This is a genomic window from Mucilaginibacter terrigena, assembly GCF_004168255.1.
GTDB classification, from domain to species: domain Bacteria; phylum Bacteroidota; class Bacteroidia; order Sphingobacteriales; family Sphingobacteriaceae; genus Mucilaginibacter; species Mucilaginibacter terrigena.
The window spans coordinates 139,654-157,741 of the sequence record NZ_SEWG01000008.1 but is presented as its reverse complement, the minus strand read 5'-3'; the positions used below and the strand labels follow the sequence as shown (position 1 = coordinate 157,741).

16 protein-coding genes and 1 tRNA gene are annotated in these 18,088 nt (G+C 45.1%); 7 read left to right on the top strand and 10 right to left on the bottom strand.

The annotated features are described in order from the left end of the window. Nucleotides 1–84 precede the first annotated feature (84 nt). The 5 genes from EWM62_RS17645 to EWM62_RS17615 all read right to left on the bottom strand — a co-directional run bounded on the left by EWM62_RS17645 (nt 85) and on the right by EWM62_RS17615 (nt 1,633). The gene (locus EWM62_RS17645) at nt 85–333 is read right to left on the bottom strand and encodes a GIY-YIG nuclease family protein (RefSeq protein WP_129877704.1); all 249 of its coding nucleotides are present in this window, start codon (nt 331–333) and stop codon (nt 85–87) included. Between the two features lie 101 nt (nt 334–434). Beyond that, entirely contained in the window at nt 435–683 is a 249-nt protein-coding gene (locus EWM62_RS17635) for a GIY-YIG nuclease family protein (RefSeq protein WP_129877704.1), read from the bottom strand. A 101-nt stretch (nt 684–784) separates the two neighbouring features. Next, nucleotides 785–1,033: a GIY-YIG nuclease family protein gene (locus EWM62_RS17625; RefSeq protein WP_129877704.1), complete on the bottom strand. Its 249-nt coding sequence runs from the start codon at nt 1,031–1,033 to the stop codon at nt 785–787. A 39-nt stretch (nt 1,034–1,072) separates the two neighbouring features. Further along, nucleotides 1,073–1,147: transfer RNA gene (locus EWM62_RS17620), tRNA-Val, on the bottom strand. A gap of 174 nt (nt 1,148–1,321) precedes the next feature. Then, nucleotides 1,322–1,633, bottom strand: coding sequence for a hypothetical protein (locus tag EWM62_RS17615; protein ID WP_129877996.1), 312 nt, complete (start codon nt 1,631–1,633; stop codon nt 1,322–1,324). Nucleotides 1,634–2,040: 407 nt separating this feature from the next. On the opposite strand from EWM62_RS17615, the gene EWM62_RS17610 reads away from it, so the two are divergent. Together EWM62_RS17610 and EWM62_RS17605 are read left to right on the top strand one after the other, a co-directional pair. Continuing rightward, nucleotides 2,041–2,769 (top strand): ferritin-like domain-containing protein, encoded by a 729-nt coding sequence (locus EWM62_RS17610; RefSeq protein WP_129877995.1) that lies wholly within the window; start codon nt 2,041–2,043, stop codon nt 2,767–2,769. Between the two features lie 7 nt (nt 2,770–2,776). Further along, nucleotides 2,777–3,616 carry a ferritin-like domain-containing protein gene (locus EWM62_RS17605; RefSeq protein WP_129877994.1) on the top strand — a complete coding sequence of 280 codons (840 nt, stop codon included), beginning with the start codon at nt 2,777–2,779 and terminating at the stop codon, nt 3,614–3,616. Between the two features lie 143 nt (nt 3,617–3,759). Here EWM62_RS17605 and EWM62_RS19370 read toward each other — a convergent pair whose 3' ends face one another. Beyond that, entirely contained in the window at nt 3,760–5,487 is a 1,728-nt protein-coding gene (locus tag EWM62_RS19370; protein ID WP_162499866.1) for a cell envelope integrity protein TolA, read from the bottom strand. 178 nt (nt 5,488–5,665) lie between these two features. On the opposite strand from EWM62_RS19370, the gene EWM62_RS17595 reads away from it, so the two are divergent. After that, a complete protein-coding gene (locus EWM62_RS17595; protein ID WP_129877993.1) occupies nt 5,666–6,628 on the top strand; it encodes an isopenicillin N synthase family dioxygenase in 963 nt (320 codons plus the stop codon). A gap of 196 nt (nt 6,629–6,824) precedes the next feature. Here the strand turns inward: EWM62_RS17595 and EWM62_RS17590 are convergent, their stop codons facing one another. Then, on the bottom strand, nt 6,825–8,228 hold the full coding sequence (locus EWM62_RS17590) for an MBL fold metallo-hydrolase RNA specificity domain-containing protein (RefSeq protein ID WP_129877992.1): 1,404 nt from the start codon (nt 8,226–8,228) through the stop codon (nt 6,825–6,827). A gap of 222 nt (nt 8,229–8,450) precedes the next feature. Between EWM62_RS17590 and EWM62_RS17585 the strand changes: the two genes are divergently transcribed. Together EWM62_RS17585 and EWM62_RS17580 are read left to right on the top strand one after the other, a co-directional pair. Further along, nucleotides 8,451–8,822, top strand: coding sequence for a BlaI/MecI/CopY family transcriptional regulator (locus EWM62_RS17585; RefSeq protein WP_129877991.1), 372 nt, complete (start codon nt 8,451–8,453; stop codon nt 8,820–8,822). A 2-nt stretch (nt 8,823–8,824) separates the two neighbouring features. After that, the gene (locus EWM62_RS17580) at nt 8,825–10,768 is read left to right on the top strand and encodes a M56 family metallopeptidase (protein ID WP_129877990.1); all 1,944 of its coding nucleotides are present in this window, start codon (nt 8,825–8,827) and stop codon (nt 10,766–10,768) included. A 57-nt stretch (nt 10,769–10,825) separates the two neighbouring features. On the opposite strand, the gene EWM62_RS17575 is transcribed toward EWM62_RS17580, so the two are convergent. From EWM62_RS17575 to EWM62_RS17565, 3 genes are all read right to left on the bottom strand, one after another. Next, on the bottom strand, nt 10,826–11,503 hold the full coding sequence (locus EWM62_RS17575) for a PAS domain-containing protein (protein WP_129877989.1): 678 nt from the start codon (nt 11,501–11,503) through the stop codon (nt 10,826–10,828). Between the two features lie 4 nt (nt 11,504–11,507). Further along, entirely contained in the window at nt 11,508–11,663 is a 156-nt protein-coding gene (locus EWM62_RS17570; RefSeq protein WP_129877988.1) for a lmo0937 family membrane protein, read from the bottom strand. A 181-nt stretch (nt 11,664–11,844) separates the two neighbouring features. Further along, a complete protein-coding gene (locus EWM62_RS17565) occupies nt 11,845–13,635 on the bottom strand; it encodes a M61 family metallopeptidase (RefSeq protein ID WP_129877987.1) in 1,791 nt (596 codons plus the stop codon). 242 nt (nt 13,636–13,877) lie between these two features. Between EWM62_RS17565 and EWM62_RS17560 the strand changes: the two genes are divergently transcribed. Next, on the top strand, nt 13,878–14,951 hold the full coding sequence (locus tag EWM62_RS17560; protein WP_129877986.1) for an efflux RND transporter periplasmic adaptor subunit: 1,074 nt from the start codon (nt 13,878–13,880) through the stop codon (nt 14,949–14,951). Nucleotides 14,952–14,956: 5 nt separating this feature from the next. After that, nucleotides 14,957–18,088 (top strand): efflux RND transporter permease subunit, encoded by a 3,132-nt coding sequence (locus tag EWM62_RS17555; RefSeq protein ID WP_129877985.1) that lies wholly within the window; start codon nt 14,957–14,959, stop codon nt 18,086–18,088.

Here is an 18,088-nt window from a genome sequence, read left to right as displayed (position 1 = left end):
CCTACATTTCTGTAAGGCTTTGTGGGAGTTACTGGGTTCGAACCAGTGACCCTCCCGATGTAAAATCGGGATGCACTGAACCAGCTATTTTGAACTGGCAATAAGCTGTTGTATCATTTTTTTACTTTTCCAGGATTTTATCTGACGCTCGCGCATGCCTGCATCTTCTTTTGTAGGTAATGTTTCTGACCATTTAATTACCCAATCGGGAGCCCTGCCGGTGAAGCCTTTGTGGTTAGTATTATGTTTTTTTACACGTTCATCCAAGTTGGATGTAGAACCAACATAGTATTTGTCAAGCGACATAGAATATAGTATGTAAGTGAAAAACATATGCTTAAACAAAAAGCCCTACATTTCTGTAAGGCTTTGTGGGAGTTACTGGGTTCGAACCAGTGACCCTCCCGATGTAAAATCGGGATGCACTGAACCAGCTATTTTGAACTGGCAATAAGCTGTTGTATCATTTTTTTACTTTTCCAGGATTTTATCTGACGCTCGCGCATGCCTGCATCTTCTTTTGTAGGTAATGTTTCTGACCATTTAATTACCCAATCGGGAGCCCTGCCGGTGAAGCCTTTGTGGTTAGTATTATGTTTTTTTACACGTTCATCCAAGTTGGATGTAGAACCAACATAGTATTTGTCAAGCGACATAGAATATAGTATGTAAGTGAAAAACATATGCTTAAACAAAAAGCCCTACATTTCTGTAAGGCTTTGTGGGAGTTACTGGGTTCGAACCAGTGACCCTCCCGATGTAAAATCGGGATGCACTGAACCAGCTATTTTGAACTGGCAATAAGCTGTTGTATCATTTTTTTACTTTTCCAGGATTTTATCTGACGCTCGCGCATGCCTGCATCTTCTTTTGTAGGTAATGTTTCTGACCATTTAATTACCCAATCGGGAGCCCTGCCGGTGAAGCCTTTGTGGTTAGTATTATGTTTTTTTACACGTTCATCCAAGTTGGATGTAGAACCAACATAGTATTTGTCAAGCGACATAGAATATAGTATGTAAGTGAAAAACATATGCTTAAACAAAAAGCCCTACATTTCTGTAAGGCTTTGTGGGAGTTACTGGGTTCGAACCAGTGACCCTCTGCTTGTAAGGCAGATGCTCTGAACCAGCTGAGCTAAACTCCCTTTTTGATTTCAACTCTTTGGCCAGTGACTCTTCCGATTTAAATCGGAATGCTCTGAACCAGCTGAGCTAAACTCCCGTTCGTTTTGGGACTGCAAATATAGAATTTGCAGCCAATACCTCAAAAAATAATTTAAATTATTTGTAAATGGTAGATATACAGCTTGTTGTATTTATCACATGGCTATATTTTGGCTTCCGCGCGGGTCTTCGGGCAAAATTTCCATATCGGGGTACTCAATATAATCAGCATACCATTGTATCGCGCTTACTACATCAAGCGCGTCATCAGCGGTAATGTTAATGGTTTCAAAAGCGTAAAGCTTCCCAAACGCGTATCCGTATAGTTGAATTTCGCTGTCGCTGGGGTTAAACTTATCTTCACTAAGGCAAAAAACCCTGATCTTTAAACCGGTGTCTCTCGAGTGTATCACATCCCTGCAAGGGTTGTTAGGGTCGGTAGCCAATAAATACACATTGTAATCCATACTAACTGTAACATTGTTAGTTATAATAAGTTTCTAATAAATTATCATAAGGTTATAAACAAATTATACGCCCGGTTAACATACGGGTAAATTTTTTTCTACACAGTGAGAACCAATTTCTACATTATAAAAACGGGTATTATTTATAAAGTGCAGGTTTTAAGCCAAAACAGGCATTTTATAAACAGGCACTGCATTTGTATATAGTTAAGCAACCCTTCTCAAAGGGAGTTTTTCATAGGTAGATGTAGGGCCGAAATACTGCGAGAGTTTTTCGGCCTTTTTTGTGCTTTTAAACCTTTTCTTACTCCAATTTGCTATAAACGATACGATTTTAAATCCGGGTTAAAACTTTGTGCGTAAGTGACTGTAATAATCTTACAAAACATTTACAAATTAATCAACTTATGAAAACAGACTTTAACCCAACTACCGGCGGGGCAAATATGGCCAGAAGGTCGTTTTTGCGTTATGCCGGCGCCAGTGCAGCAGCAGTAGCTGTTATGAGCGCAGCATCCTGCACAAAAAATGACCCTATCATTCCTGGTCATAAACCAGACACAGGTGGTAGCACCGATGGCAAAGGCATTACCGATATTGGTTCGGGCGATATAGGTATACTTAACTATGCTTACGCGCTTGAGCAACTGGAAGCCGCATTTTACGTACAGGTAGTTGCTAACCCATATAGTGGTATATCGGCTACTGAAACCGCTTATCTTACAGATATACGCGGCCACGAGGTGATACACCGTAAATTTTTTAAAACCGCTTTGGGTGATAAGGCCATAATGGACCTTACCCCTGATTTTAGCAAAATAGATTTTAGCGACCGCACAAGCGTACTAAAGGCTGCAAAGTTATTTGAAGACACTGGTGTAAAGGCCTATAACGGCGCAGGTTATTTAATAGAAAGCGACGAGTATTTAACACTTGCAGGCAAAATAGTTTCGGTTGAGGCCAGGCATGCCGCCCTTATATCAAACTTATTGGATAACGGCACTTTTGTAGCGTCAGACAACGTTGATGCCAACGGTTTAAACGAATCGGCTACTATTGCCCAGGTCCTCGCCGCTGCAAATGGTTTCTTAAAAACCAAAGTTACTGCACCAAGTTTTCAATATAACTTTAAATAATACCGCCATGAATTTATTCAACATATTAGACGAAATAGAAACAGTAGATCCGGAAATAAATGAGCGCCTGAGCCCTCGCCGCGATGCTATTAAAAATATAACCAGCTTTGGCTCTAAAGTAGCCGTTGCAGCCCTGCCTTTTGCTTTAGGTACAATGTTTAAAAAAGCTTACGGGCAAGCTGCTTCACCTGCGGTTATCGAAGTATTGAATTTTGCACTTACCTTAGAGTTTTTGGAGGCAGAGTTTTACAATACTGGAAAATCTTCGGGAGTGATACCTGCCAGTGACAAGCCGTATTTAAATGTAGTTGCACGTGACGAAAACGCCCACGTAAAATTTTTACAGGATACCATCGCCGCTTTAGGCGGTACAGCCGTGTCAAAACCAAATATCGACCTATCGGGTGGTAATGGTAGCGGTAATGGCCCCTTCAAGAACGCGTTTAACGATTACGCTTTGTTTTTAACTGCCGCTCAGGTTTTTGAAGACACCGGTGTACGTGCTTACAAAGGCCAGGCGCCAGCCCTTAAGGGTAACCAGGTGGTGTTAACGGCAGCTTTATCAATACACGCTGTTGAAGCCCGCCACGCCTCGGCTATACGTAAATTGCGTTTTGATAAAGGGATGACCGATAATAAACCCTGGATAGAAAGCACGCTTGATAACGGTAACGATACCAAGGTATCTTTAGCCAATGGCAATTATGCCGGCGAAGAGAATATTACCCAGGGTGGCGTAAACTTATCAGGTTTGGCTTCTACACGTATCCTAACCGCATCGTTTGATGAACCGCTTTCAAAACAAGCAGTACTTGACCTTTTAGTAGGTTCATTTATAGTTGCATAATCAGTATAAAAAACTACTGATCTTATAAAAGAGTTACCTGCGCAAGCCGGTAGCTTTTTTTTTGCAGGTATTTTCCTGGCGGGTGCCGGTAAATAAAAGAGCACATGTTAAAAACATGTGCTCTTTGTAAATAGGGTTATTTATTAGCTACGCGGGCGATGACCAGCGGCCGGGCTCTGTTGCTGGCGTTGCTGTTCCTGTTGTTGCCTTTGCTGTTCGCGTGCCTGCTGCTGTTGCTGGCGTTGCTGCTCCTGCTGTTGTCTTTGCTGTTCGCGTGCTTGCTGCTGTTGCTCCTGCTGCTGGCGATGCTGTTCGCGTGCTTGCTGCGCTTGCTGGCGTTGCTGCTCCTGCTGCTCGCGGGCCTGCTGGCGTTCCTGCAGTTGCTGGGTTTGCTGTTGCTTTTGTTGCTTTTGTTGCTCGCGTGCTTGTTGTGCTTGCTGGCGCTGCTGCTCCTGCTGCTCGCGGGCCTGCTGGCGTTCCTGCAGTTGCTGGGTTTGCTGTTGCTTTTGTTGCTCGCGTGCTTGTTGTGCTTGCTGGCGCTGCTGCTCCTGCTGCTCGCGTACTTGCTGGCGTTCCTGTAACTGCTGTTTCTTTTGTTCTAATACTTGCTGGCGCGCCTGTTCCTTTTGTTGCGTTTCGGCAGTATTATCGGTAACTGCCGGGCGGGTTGCGCGCTGTTGCCTATGGGCCTCCTGTTGTTGTGCGCGTTGCTCAGTGGCTTGTTTTTGCTGTTCGGTTTGCTGCTCACGCGCTTTCTGCTGCTGTTCGCGCATTTGCTGGCGTTGGGCAACACTTTGCTGCTTATCTATATCGCGCTGGTGTTGTACATCGCCGGTAACTGCCGGCCTGTTTGTACGGTCGGGTTTGTTATCATTATTGCGGGTTGCAGCATCGGGCCTTGCAGGGCGTGTTGCCGGGTTAGCGTTGGCGCGGCCATCAACATTGGTGTTTACCCTTACCAACTTCGAATCGGGCTTGCTATCCCTTGCTGCCTGCGCCAGTTTAGCTGCATTTGCCGCATTGTAAATTGTGCCTTTGCTGCGGTTGCTGCCGGCTATACGGTGCGCCGGGTTTTGCTGTTTGTAAGCGGCACCATCAACCACCCTTGCAGGGCGGGCATCAGTGTTTTGCCTAACAGCGGGCCTGTATATATTAATAGTGTTCTTGTTCACTGTAATACGCGATGGCCTGTTTACATTAGTTATGTTGTAAACGTGCACCGGGCGATGGCTGTAACGCTGTATATCCTCGCGGCGCGGGCCTGCGTTGTAGTTATGGTTATTGCGGGTGTACCTGTTACGCATCCAATGCGTGTTCCTGATAATATAATTTACCCTGGTATGCGGTACATAGTAATTGTACACATTGGTGTAGTTAATGTAAGCGTATGGCGCAAATATCCAGTAGTTATCAGGCACGCTGTAATTGTCGGCATATGATGCATCAAAACTTACGCCCGGCTCCATTGGCGCCCAGCCATAATAGCCGCCGCCATCTCTCCAGGTAACCCATGCCGGTGCCCATTCGTTCCCGGGGATCCACTCCCATCCGTAATAATCGTCAAAATGCCACCTGCCGTAATGGAAGGTTGCCCATCCCCACGGATAATCTGATACCCAGGTGTTGCCATATTCGGTTAATGCCCAGTGGCCGCGGGTTGCGTAAGGCCTAAAATCTTCTTCAACATCGGGCACCCAAACAGTACCATACTGCGGGTCTTCTACCCAGGTGCCGTAAGGCTGCAATTCGTCGTAAAACTCCTGGTCGGATATATATTGGCCCTCTTGCTGGGCTATGGTTTTGTGCGGGGCGGCTAACATCAGCATAAATGCTAATAAGCCTATTCCCCATATTTTATTTAAAATTTTCATGTTGTACGGTATTAAAACTGGTATATAGCATTTGACTTGCTTTAATCAGAAACGTTTAAACCTGTAATTGTTTTAAAGCCAATGTCATAAAACAATTACACAGCTACGGATATTTTATCAACCTGGCGGAGGATTATCTCCGCTGTTTTAGATAATTTTGGCTTTTAATATCGAAACTATGAGTACAGTAAATATCCCCCGGCTTGATCTTAACACGTATATAAATGGTACGCCCCAGGAACGTAAGGCTTTTTCAGACAGTATTGGCAAAGCTTTTAACGAAACCGGCTTTGTAACCATTACCAACCATGGCCTTAGTAAGGCGCTTATTGATGAACTTTACACCCAGGTAAAAGCGCTTTTTGCCTTGCCCGAAGAAGTTAAAGATAAGTATGAGATCCCCGGCCTTGCAGGGCAGCGCGGTTACACCGGCAAAAACAAAGAAACCGCAAAAGGATTTAAAGTGCCCGACCTGAAAGAGTTTTGGCAAATAGGCCAAACCGTAACCGATGGCGACCCCATAAAAGAAACCTACCCGGATAACATTGTAGTTGCCGAGCAGCCTGGATTTAACAGCACCACATTAGAGGTTTATAAGAAATTGGAAGCAGCAGGAACGCATTTGCTGCGTGCCATAGCGGTTTACTTAGGCCTTGATGAAAATTACTTTGACGATAAAGTGCACAACGGTAACTCGATACTGCGCACCCTGCATTACTTCCCGATTGAAAACCCCGATGCATTGCCTGACGATGCGGTACGCGCCGGTGCACACGAGGATATTAACCTGATAACCCTTTTGATAGGCGCAAGCGCCGATGGGCTTGAACTGCTTACCCGCGATAATACTTGGTTCCCGGTTACCGCTTTTGGCGAAGATTTGGTGGTTAACGTGGGCGATATGCTGCAGCGTTTAACCAACAACAAGCTAAAATCAACCACGCACCGGGTGGTAAACCCGCCGCGCGAGCAAATGAAGAATTCGCGTTTTTCGGTGCCATTCTTCCTGCACCCTAAAATAAGTATGGACCTTACCAGCTTGCCATCAACTATTGATGCACAGCACCCCAAGCTCTACACCGATATTACCGCCGGTGAGTACCTGGACGAGCGTTTAAGGGAAATTGGTTTGAAGAAATAATAGGATACAAGAAAGCCCCGCAATTGCGGGGCTTTCTTGTAAGGAAAATTTTGAAAGCTCAATTCCCTCCCTTGGGAGGGGTGCTGTTGGTTTGCGCGATGGGAGGGAGGGGTTTGTACGCCTTGTTATTAAACATGGCGAATAACCCCTACCCCCTCCTTCCCCAGGGAAGGAATCGCATGTCCCTTTACTCATATTATTCCAACACCACTTTCTCGTGCTGGTAGGGGATCTGGATATTATCAAATCCTTTTTCTTTTATTTTTTCAGCAAAGTGCTGCTGTACCTCGTATTCGCCGTGTACCAGGAAAACTTTCTTAACCATTTCAGGGTCCTGGCAGGATAGAAAGTGCAACAGGTCCTCGTAATCGCCGTGGGCGCTCATACTTTTGATAGATCGCACATCGGCATTCACCTGGTATTGCTCGCCAAAAATGTAAACCTCTTTTTCGCCGCGGGCAAGCCTGCCACCCAGCGAATTTGGCTCGGCATAACCCACCATTAGTATAGTGTTTTTTTGATTGCTGATGTTGTTTTTGATGTGATGCTTCACCCGCCCTGCCTCGGCCATGCCCGATGAGGAGATGATAACACACGGCCTCACATCATCGTTAAGTGCTATAGATTCCTCGGTTGATTGTACAAACCTAAGCCCCTTAAAACCAAATGGGTCGGCATCAACCTTCATTACTTCTTTTACATCCCTGTTATATTCTTCGGGGTGGTCTTTTAAAACCTGGGTAGCTTTTTCAGATAGCGGGCTATCCACATAATAGGGTACATCGGGTAATACGCCTTTAAGCTCTAATGCATTTAAGGCGTACAGTAACTCCTGGGTACGGCCCACGCTAAACGCCGGGATAATCACCTTGCCTTTTTTTACCTCGCAGGTTTGTTTAATAACATCTAATAAGGCTTCCTCAATGGGGCCAATATCTTTGTGGAGGCTGTCGCCATAGGTCGATTCCAGTAAAATATAATCGGCCTGCGGGAAGGTTTGCGGGCTTTTAAGTATCAGGTCGCCGTACCGGCCAACATCCCCGCTAAAAGTAATATAAGTTTTTTTGCCGTTTTCGGTAGCTGCTATATGTACTGCCGCGCTGCCCAGCACATGCCCGGCATCGGTAAATTTAAATTTAAGGTTTGGGTTGATATGGTATTCCTGGTGGTAATTAACAATTTTAAACAGGCCTAACGCGGCAATAGCATCTTCTTCGGTATATAGGGCTTCTAACAGGGGCTGGCCTTTGCGGGCGCGGTGCTTGTTGCTATATTCAATATCCTGCATCTGGATCTTGGCCGAGTCCATCAACAGTATGCGCGCCAGGTCCATAGTGGCAGCGGTGCAAAATATCTGCCCTTCAAAGCCCTCTTTAACCAAACGGGGTATCAGGCCGCAATGATCTATATGCGCATGCGACAATATAAGGTAATCAACCTTTTTGGGGTTAAAGCCAAAGTGTTCGTTCATGTCCTCGGTTTGTTCGCCAAGGCCCTGGAACATGCCGCAATCTAAGAGGATGCCTGTGCCATCCTGTAGCCGTAGTAAGTGCTTGCTGCCGGTTACGTTACGGGCGGCTCCGTGAAAGGTAATATCCATTTATAATAGGTTGTAATAAAATTAAGCCCCCTCTAAATCTCTCCCAGTAGGAGCGACTTTTTAAACCCCTCCCTTCCGGGGAGGGGTTGGGCAAAATAAGTTGTGATTGATAACCAAATAGACAAATAAAAGTTTAATTAAAAAATAAACTAAACATTTAGTTGTAAATTAAATTTATATGATATACCTTAGCATTAACATACCAATAATCATCTTAAATAAATGGAAATAAAAGATTTAACCCGCGCCGAAGAGCAAATTATGCAAGTGCTGTGGCAGCTGGAAAAAGGCTTCGTAAAAGATGTTTTAGATGTTTTGCCCGAGCCGAAACCCGCTTATAACACCGTATCAACCATCATCAGGATACTGGAAACCAAAGGATTTGTTGACCATAATGCCTTTGGTAAAAGCCACGAGTATTACCCGGTTGTAAGCAAAGAGGAGTACAAGAACTTTGCCGCTGATAAATTACTTACCGGCTACTTTGATAACTCGGTGAACAGGATCTTATCCTTTTTTGTGAACAAGGAAAAAATTAACCTGAAAGAGGCTGATGAGATCATGAAACTGATTGAGAAACTTAAAGACAAATAATTATGAACTGGTGGCATTATTTATTGCTGGTAAATATTTACCTGACGCTGTTTTTCGGCTTCTATAGTTTACTGCTGCGCCGCGAAACGTTTTTTCAGCTTAACCGCGTGTACCTGGTGGGCACTGCTATCCTTTCGTTTTTTATCCCGTTGATACAAAGCGAATGGGTTAAAGGCCTGTTTATTACCCAAAAGGTACAATACGGCATTTACGGCGGCAATGCCATCACCATTACCGATCTGGCCCCCATAAAAGATAACCCCATAACCATAGGCCAGGTATTGATAGCGCTGTATACGGTAGGGGTTATCATATTAGCTGTAAAGCTTATTATTCAACTGATTTTATTGAGACGAATAATTAAAGACCCTTCACCATCAGTATCCTATTCTTTTTTTAACAAGATAAGGGTAAGCGATGGTATAGATGGCAAGGAAGTAATAGAAAGCCACGAGCTGGTGCATGCCCGCCAGTTCCACTCAGCAGATGTGCTGATCATAGAAGCGGTGATGATCATCAATTGGTTTAACCCCGTGGTTTACCTTTACCGGTTTGCTATTAAACACGTGCACGAGTACATCGCCGACAGGCATACGCTTAAAGCAGGCACCAACAAGGCAGCGTACGCATTGTTATTGCTGAGCCAAACGTTTGACACGCCGGCACACCAGTTAGTTAACCCATTTTATAATCACAGTTTACTAAAAAAACGGATCATGATGTTACAAAAGGATAGATCGCAGCGCATAAAACTGATCAAATACGGCTTATCTGCACCATTATTTATACTAATGTTGGTGTTATCGTCGGCAACTATAAGCAATAGCAACGCGGTAAGTACTATCCACGAAAAAGCCGAAAAGGTATTCCGGGCACCGGCAAAGGAAGTATTGATTGATACTACCTACAAAACAACCATCGTTACATACGACCCGAAAAAGGATAAATTACCTTTATTGGATACCATCCCGGAAGAAAACAAGACGCAGGTTTTTACCGCGGTGGAGCAATCGCCGAGGTTCCCGGGGGGGCAGGCTGCATTTGCCAAATATTTAGGCAAAAATATTAAATACCCTGCCGAAGCGAAAAAAAATAAAGTGGAAGGCCGCTCGGTTTTAACTTTTGTGGTAGAAACGGATGGATCGCTTACGGATATTAAAGTGTTAAGAGCATTAGGCAGCGGCACGGATGAAGAAGCGGTACGGGTGCTTAAGGCATCGCCAAAATGGGTGCCGGGCATACAAAACGGCAGAAAGGTGCGTGTTCAGTATTCGGTACCGGTAACTTTTTCACTGGGAAATAAAATTGCAGCGACCGGCGAACCAACAGGCGCCGATGCTAACCCTGTATTTGTAGCTGTAGAGCATACGCCCGTGTTTCCGGGTGGGGATGCTGCCTTTGGCAAATGGCTTGCCCAAAATGTAAAGTACCCAAAAGATGCACGCGAAAAGAATATCCAGGGCCGGGTTATAGTAACATTTGTTGTTGAAAAAGACGGATCGTTAACGGATTTGAAAGTTATAAGAGGTGTTAGCCCTGATATTGACGCGGAAGCATTAAGGGTAATGAGTACAAGCCCTAACTGGAAACCGGGAATGCAAAACGGCCGCGAGGTAAGGGTTGCGTACAGCCTGCCGATAAATTTTGCCTTAGCCCCTGATGATGATAAAGCAACAAAAACAGGATACGAACCTGTAAAGCCATTCAGTTTAAATGATACTATAAAACAATATGTGCCAATAAAGGGGAATAGCCCTAATTCGATACAAAACGCATTGTACGTGGTCGACGGTAAAATTGTAAAGTCAATTGACGGGATAAAACCCAGTACTATTGAGCGGGTTGACGTATTGAGTGATAAAAATGCTATTGCCTTATATGGTAAAGAGGGAGCAAATGGTGTAGTAAGAATTACCCTTAAGAAACCTGCATACCGTGTACGCTAACTAAACCCTGATATTTAATACCCGGCCGGCTTGTTTACAGGCCGGCTTTTTTATGATTTAAAATTCCGGGCCTTCAAGTTTTGCTTCCTGCTGCTCGCGCAGGTTGCGCATAATTTTGGTAAAGCCCCGGTGATGCCCATCCTCGTCATACAAAGGGAATACCAGGCCGCTTCCCCAAAAACGGGTGCCATCTTTGCGCATATGGTAACGCTCGTCTATCGCGCGGCCTTCTTTTAGTGCAGTGTTAAGTTCATATCCGGGCGCGCCTTTGGCAACGTCTTCGGGCGTAAAAAATATGTCGGCACATCTGCCCACGGCCTCCACTTCGGTATAACCTAAAACGCGTTGCGCTCCGCTGTTCCAGCTGTTAATGTCGCCATTTTTATCGGTGGTGATCACAGCGTAGTCTTCCAGGCTATCCAACACCTGCCTGAAAAAGTCCTCGCTCATGCGGAAGTAACTGTCCTCAAAAATGTCTTCGCCTGTAATCTGGGGGTTCAGGGTAGCGTAATCAACTTCAATAACCACATCATCAACTCCACAAGCCATTTGCATGGGCTCGCGGGTTATCTTATAAAAGGTGTTAAAGCCATTGGGCAGGTTATGCAGTTTGGGTTTTTCCCTAACAGGTTTGAGTACCAGGTTTGATGCCTCGGCAGCAGTACTTGCCAGCACGTAGGTGTATCCTTTTTCTATAAGGTCGCCAAGTAGTTGAGGTGTAAAGGGAATATTCATTTGCTTATATAGCGGTTGGTTTGCGTATCAGGCCAAATAAAAATACAATAGCAGCAAGTATTAACACTATATGTATAAGACTGCCAATTGTAGTAAGGAAAAAGGCAACTGCCCAGCCTATAACAAGTATTATGGCAATAATGTACAGTAATGAATTCATGGTTGATGATTTTAATATTTTTAGGGATAGTGTAATAATATTAAATGCCCTTAAAATGTTTTAAGATTATAAAATTGGCATGTAAACAGGTTATCACCGGTAAGCTATTTATTAGCCCGCGACAAAAAAAGCCCCCTATCCGTTTTCCGGATAGGGCGCCTATAGTAAGCATGGGTTGTACTTACAGCTTCAACCATTTTTTACGCACAGCTAATTGCTGCGGCGTAGCGTTTGGTAGTTCGGTAATGATGTATTTAACGTTGTCGTTACGTTTTAGGGTAACCGGTATTTTAAATGCCTGTGCATCGCGGCTAACGGTTACTACAATTTTATCGCCCACCTTTTTGCCTTTAATAACAGCCGCAAGGTCGGTAACCGGGGTATCGTCAATATGGGTTATCTGGTCGCCCACGTTCAGGCCATCAACCCAGCCTGCACCGTCGCGTACTACCGTAGTAATAATATTGCGCTGATTGGTGAATACGCCCAGGGTAGGTTCGTTAGCAGGTGCAAGTTCATCTGTTAGCTTATAACCCGCATAACCCAGGTACCTGTTGTAATTAATTGGCGCTAAACCGTTAATGTACCTGGCGTAAAACTCGTTCAGGTTTTTACCGGCAAATTTTTCAAAGCCGGCTTTAAATTCGGCATCGGTATAACCACGTTTTTTAGTTTTGTAATAGGTATTGTACATATACCTCATTACATCGTTAAGGCTGTATTTTCCGTTGCTGCCGTTGATGATCTCCAGGTCTAAAAGCATACCTACAACAGCGCCTTTATCGTAATAAGATATGCCTGTGTTAAATGAGTTTTCGTTAGGGCGGTAGCTTTTTATCCAGGCATCAAAGCTCGATTCGGACAGCGGCTGTACCTTGGCGCCCGGCTGGTTCTCAACAGTATTGATATCGCCTGCCATATCACCAAGGAAGCCTTCGGGGGTCGACAGGCCCGCATAGCGTAAAGCAATGTTTTGGTAATAGGCTGTAAAGCCCTCTGCTATCCACAAGTTAGTAGTATAGTTTTCATTATCATAATCAAACGGACCTAATGCAATTGGGCGTAAACGTTTTACATTCCACAAGTGGAAATGCTCGTGGGCTACAAGGCCTAAAAAGCCGTGGTAGCCACGGTCGTTGTTGTACTGATCGCGCGATGCACCTAATACAGTAGAGCTTAAGTGCTCTAAACCGCCGCCGTTACGTTGTTTGTTATGCACTATAAAAGTGTAATGCTTGTTTGGGTTTTCGCCAAATACAACGGTTTCGGCTTCTATTACTTTAGCCATATCTACTTTCAGGCGTTCTTTATCGTAATTGCCGCCGCCATACATGGCTACCTCATAATGTACGCCCGCGGCATCAAACGTAAATATATCCTGTGTACCAATTTCTAAAGGCGAATCGTACAAAATATCGTAATTGGGCGCGGTGCGGGTAAATACATCGCCTTTAACCGTTTCTAAACTGGTGGATACCTTGGTCCAGTCCTTATAAGGTTTTATGGTGATGGTTGAGGGCTGGCTCAGCATCCCTTTGGGAAATAAAAATATCCCGGTGGTTGACAGGAATGCATGCGATACATCAATAAAGCTGGTACGTACCGATAGCTCGAACGCGTAAACTTTATATTTTACCGTTACCGATTTAAGGCCCGCGGTGGCAATGCGCCATGTATTCTTATTTATTTTGGGTGCCGATACCGGTTTGCCGTTGGCGCTAACGCTAAACCCTTCAATGTTTTTGGCAAACTCCCTTACCAGGTACGATCCCGGCGCCCAAACAGGCATTTTAACCTCAAGAGAAGGCTGGGCTAAGCCGGTAATATTCATCTCTACATCTACATAATGTGCCTGCGCTTCCGGAAAGCTAACCGTGTACGAAATTTTAGCTATGCCAGCCGCTTTGCCGGGTGTAGTGCTCATAAAAAAGAATATTAAATAAACCAGTGCCGATAGTTGCAATTTTTTCATGTGGCAAGTTATAAAATTTATGTTTTTAAATAAACTACCTAAAAACAGTAGTGTTGTAAAATGGTTGATACATGCAATCAATTTGATTGATAAGCCGTTAATATTGCAAAATCATAGTATAAAGTACTTTTAATTAGTAATTGTACATAGCAACTATGTTTAAACATTTATATTTATATGCGCTGTAACTATAAGTACAATAAATTTATGAAGGATAAATCATACTGCACCAACAAGCTAATATGAAAACAAAATACGTTATATATACTTTGCTCGCACTGCTTGTTGCGTTTTTAGTTTATAATAAATTTTTCAGTAAAAGGGCTAAACAAAACAGCGTGGCCACTGCCGGGAAGGGTAAAAAAAAGAACGGCCCGGTATCGGTTAATATTATGGTGGTGAAAGATACCGCTGTAAGTAACCAGATAGATATAACCGGTACCATTGATGCTAACGAAAAAGTGAACCTGATAAGCCAGACCGCAGGCAATATTACCGGGATATATTTTACCGAGGGCACCCGTGTACAAAAAGGGCAGTTACTGGTAAAGGTTTACAACCAGGACCTGCAGGCATCGCTTCAGCAGAACGAAGCGCAGATGGTGCTTGCCAGGGATATTAACAACCGCAACAAAATATTATTGCAGAAAGAAGCCGTAAGCAAGGAGGAATACGAAACCTCGCTTTCGTCATTAAACTCCATGAAGGCACAAGCCGACGTGATAAGGGCGCAAATTGCCCGTACCGAGATCCGTGCGCCGTTTTCGGGTGTTATTGGGTTAAGGAATGTTAGTCCGGGTGGTTACCTGTCGCCGGCTACTTCAATTGCCACACTGGTAAACATCGACCCGGCAAAGCTTACCTTTTCGGTCCCCGAACGCTACCTGCCCATTATAGGTAAAGGCAGTAAGGTTACTTTTACGGTAGAAAGCTCGCGCGAGAAATTTAATGCTGTCGTTTATGCCATCGAGCCTGCTTTAGATGCTAATTCGCGCACCATTACCGTGCGTGCCAAAGCACCAAACCCTAAAAACATCCTTACCGCGGGTTCATTTGCCAAGATCAACTTAACGCTCGACCAAATCCCTAAAACCATTATGGTGCCCACCGAGTGCGTTATACCCGACCTGAAAAGCAGCAAGATCTATCTTTATAAAAACGGTATAGCCGTTGCCCAAAATGTAAAAACCGACCTGCGTACCGATACAAAAATTCAAATTATTGATGGGTTAAAGGCGGGCGATAGTATTGTGGTTTCCGGCCTGATACAAATACGCCCTAAATCTCCATTGCAGATCCTTAAAGTTATTAAGTAACCAATATGAGTTTATCCTCGGTAAGTATAAAAAGGCCCGTATTGGCAACAGTTATGTCTGTTGTAATAGTTGTATTTGGTGTTATCGGGTATAAGTTTTTAGGCGTGCGCGATTTTCCGTCGGTAGATCCGCCAATTATTTCGGTGTCAACCAGTTATTCGGGTGCAAACTCCGATGTTATCGAGTCGCAGATAACCGAGCCCCTGGAAAAAGCTATAAACGGTGTACCGGGTATCCGTAATATATCGTCAACAAGCTCGGTGGGGTCAAGTAATATCACGGTTGAATTTGAGCTGGATGCCGATCTGGAAACCGCCGCTAACGATGTGCGCGACAAAGTTGGGCAGGCACAGCGCCAGTTACCGCAGGATATCAATGCACCATCGGTGGTAAACAAGGCCGATGCCAGCGCCGATAATATTATTACACTTACCGTAAGCAGCACCACCCGCAACATAACCCAGGTAAATGATTTTGCCGAGAACGTTTTGCAGGAAGGCTTGCAAACCATACCCGGCGTAAGCGCCATAAACATACAGGGGCAGCGCCAATACGCTATGCGCCTTTGGATAGATCCTAATAAACTATCGGCGCTGGGGCTTACAGCTACCGATATCGGCGCCGCTTTGGCACGCGAGAATGTGGAACTGCCCGCAGGTAAAATTGAAGGGAACAATACCGAAATTACCATACGCGCGCTTGGCAAGCTAACCAGCGAAAAAGATTTTAATAACCTCATCATCCGGGCAGATAGTAACCGTGTTATAAGGCTTGATGATATTGGCTACGCCGTATTAGGGTCGGCCAATGAGGAAACCTCTTTTAAAGAATCGGGCGTGCCGATGGTTGGTTTGGCTGTGGTGCCGCAGCCGGGGGCCAACTACGTGCAAATAGCCAAAGATTTTTACAAACGCCTGGACCAGATAAAAAAAGACCTGCCGCCGGATATTACGGTAAAGGTTGCGCTGGATAATACCAGGTTTATCAACAACTCCATTACCGAGGTAAAAGAAACGCTGCTGATATCGTTCATCCTCGTGGTAATTATCATTTACCTGTTCTTCAGGGACTGGCTCATTGCTTTCCGCCCGCTGATAGATATCCCGGTATCGCTTATCGGGGCGTTCTTTATTATGTATGTGTTTGGGTTCTCTATCAATATATTAACATTGCTGGGCATAGTGCTGGCCACAGGTTTGGTAGTTGATGATGGTATTGTGGTTACAGAGAACATCTACAAAAAGGTAGAAGCAGGTATGGCTATCCGCAAGGCCGCGTTTGAAGGTTCGGCCGAGATCCTTTTCGCGGTAGTATCAACATCGGTAACCCTGGCCGCGGTTTTTTTACCTATTATATTTTTACAGGGTTTTACAGGCAGGCTGTTTCGCGAGTTTGCGGTAGTTGTGGCGGGGGCGGTATTGATATCGGCATTCGTGTCCCTATCGTTAACGCCTATGCTTAACGTAAAGCTGATCCGTAAAAGCCAGAAAAAATCGAAGTTTTATGTAATGACCGAACCCTTTTTTGTGAACATGACCAACGGCTACACCGAAACGCTGGTTAATTTCATGAAAAAAAAATGGGTATCGTTTGTGATACTTGGCGGCTCGTTATTACTTACCGCGGTATTGTTTAAAATAACACCATCAGAACTGGCCCCGCTTGATGACCGCAGCTTGCTTCGCTACTCGGTTACCGGATCGGAAGGTGCAACGTACGAGTACATGACCCGCTACATGGATAAAGTTGCCGACCTGATAACCGACTCTATCCCCGAAGCTAATGTTAACCTTGAGATAGTTTCGCCATCATTTGGTGGCGGCGGCTCGGCCAACTCGGGTTTTGGCCGTATTGGGCTTACCCCGCCCGATGAGCGCGGGCGAAGCCAGCAGGAAATAGCCGACTGGCTAAATAAAAAATTAACCCGCATGCCCGATGCCCGCGCTATTGTAGTGCAGGAACAAACCATAAGCGGCGGCGGCAGCGGCGCGCGTACATCGTTGCCGGTGCAATTTGTCATCCAGAACCAGGATTTTGAAAAGATCCGAAAAGTGCTGCCCGAGTTTTTTGCCGAGGTATCAAAAAGCCCGGTTTTTCAGGGTACGGATGTGAACTTGAAATTTACCAAGCCCGAATTAAGGGTTACTACCGACCGCGACCGTGCCCGCGACCTTGGTGTTTCTGTTGATGACATAGCACAAACCTTACAACTTTATTATAGCGGCGGCAGGTTAGATTATTTCCTCATAAATGGTAAACAATACCAGGTAATTGCACAGGTTGACAGGGCCAACCGCGATCAGCCTTTAGATCTTAAATCGGTTTACGTGCGCAGCAGTAAGGGCAACCTGGTACAGCTTGATAACGTGGTGAAGGTGGCAGAAAGCGCCAGCCCGCCTTCTATTTATCACTTTAATAGGTTTAAATCGGCAACGGTACAGGCAGGCCTTGCCCCCGGCCAAACTGTAGGGGACGGTATTGCCGAAATGAACCGCATCTCGAAAAAATTGCTCGACGAAACATTCAGCACCGCGCTTACCGGCCCATCCCGGGATTTTGCCGAGGGTTCGTCAAACATCGCGTTCGCGTTCTTATTCGCGCTGCTGCTGATATACCTGGTGCTTGCCGCGCAGTTCGAAAGCTTTGTCGATCCGTTTATTGTGATGCTCACCGTACCGCTGGCTATATCGGGCGCTTTCATATCCCTTTGGCTCTTCGATCAAACTTTTAACATATTTAGCCAGATAGGTATCATCACCCTGGTGGGGCTGGTAACCAAAAATGGTATTTTGATAGTGGAGTTTGCCAACCAGCGTATGGAGGCCGGCCTGAATAAGTACGAGGCTGTTGTCGAGGCGGCAACATCGCGTTTACGCCCCATTTTAATGACCAGTTTGGCGGTAGTGCTTGGCTCTATGCCTATTGCGCTTGCCCTGGGCGCGGGCGCTAAAAGCCGTGTATCGTTAGGTATTGTGATTATAGGGGGGATGCTTTTCTCGCTGGTGTTAACACTTTATGTTATACCAACCATGTACATGGTATTCGCTTCAAAAACACGCCGCGACCCTGATCATGAACCGGCCGAAGACGAGGCTAATGAAGAGCTTAAATCTAAATTGATAATAGAAAAACATTAA

What these genes read in the sequence shown, in the direction of transcription:
- EWM62_RS17625 (WP_129877704.1), bottom strand. Translation starts at nt 1,033, where the DNA reads ATGTTTTTCACTTACATACTATATTCTATGTCGCTTGACAAATACTAT.
- EWM62_RS17570 (WP_129877988.1), bottom strand. Translation starts at nt 11,663, where the DNA reads ATGAATTCATTACTGTACATTATTGCCATAATACTTGTTATAGGCTGG.
- EWM62_RS17565 (WP_129877987.1), bottom strand. Translation starts at nt 13,635, where the DNA reads ATGAAAAAATTGCAACTATCGGCACTGGTTTATTTAATATTCTTTTTT.
- EWM62_RS19370 (WP_162499866.1), bottom strand. Translation starts at nt 5,487, where the DNA reads ATGAAAATTTTAAATAAAATATGGGGAATAGGCTTATTAGCATTTATG.
- EWM62_RS17635 (WP_129877704.1), bottom strand. Translation starts at nt 683, where the DNA reads ATGTTTTTCACTTACATACTATATTCTATGTCGCTTGACAAATACTAT.
- EWM62_RS17585 (WP_129877991.1), top strand. Translation starts at nt 8,451, where the DNA reads ATGGAAATAAAAGATTTAACCCGCGCCGAAGAGCAAATTATGCAAGTG.
- EWM62_RS17595 (WP_129877993.1), top strand. Translation starts at nt 5,666, where the DNA reads ATGAGTACAGTAAATATCCCCCGGCTTGATCTTAACACGTATATAAAT.
- EWM62_RS17615 (WP_129877996.1), bottom strand. Translation starts at nt 1,633, where the DNA reads ATGGATTACAATGTGTATTTATTGGCTACCGACCCTAACAACCCTTGC.
- EWM62_RS17605 (WP_129877994.1), top strand. Translation starts at nt 2,777, where the DNA reads ATGAATTTATTCAACATATTAGACGAAATAGAAACAGTAGATCCGGAA.
- EWM62_RS17610 (WP_129877995.1), top strand. Translation starts at nt 2,041, where the DNA reads ATGAAAACAGACTTTAACCCAACTACCGGCGGGGCAAATATGGCCAGA.
- EWM62_RS17645 (WP_129877704.1), bottom strand. Translation starts at nt 333, where the DNA reads ATGTTTTTCACTTACATACTATATTCTATGTCGCTTGACAAATACTAT.
- EWM62_RS17575 (WP_129877989.1), bottom strand. Translation starts at nt 11,503, where the DNA reads ATGAATATTCCCTTTACACCTCAACTACTTGGCGACCTTATAGAAAAA.
- EWM62_RS17580 (WP_129877990.1), top strand. Translation starts at nt 8,825, where the DNA reads ATGAACTGGTGGCATTATTTATTGCTGGTAAATATTTACCTGACGCTG.
- EWM62_RS17560 (WP_129877986.1), top strand. Translation starts at nt 13,878, where the DNA reads ATGAAAACAAAATACGTTATATATACTTTGCTCGCACTGCTTGTTGCG.
- EWM62_RS17555 (WP_129877985.1), top strand. Translation starts at nt 14,957, where the DNA reads ATGAGTTTATCCTCGGTAAGTATAAAAAGGCCCGTATTGGCAACAGTT.
- EWM62_RS17590 (WP_129877992.1), bottom strand. Translation starts at nt 8,228, where the DNA reads ATGGATATTACCTTTCACGGAGCCGCCCGTAACGTAACCGGCAGCAAG.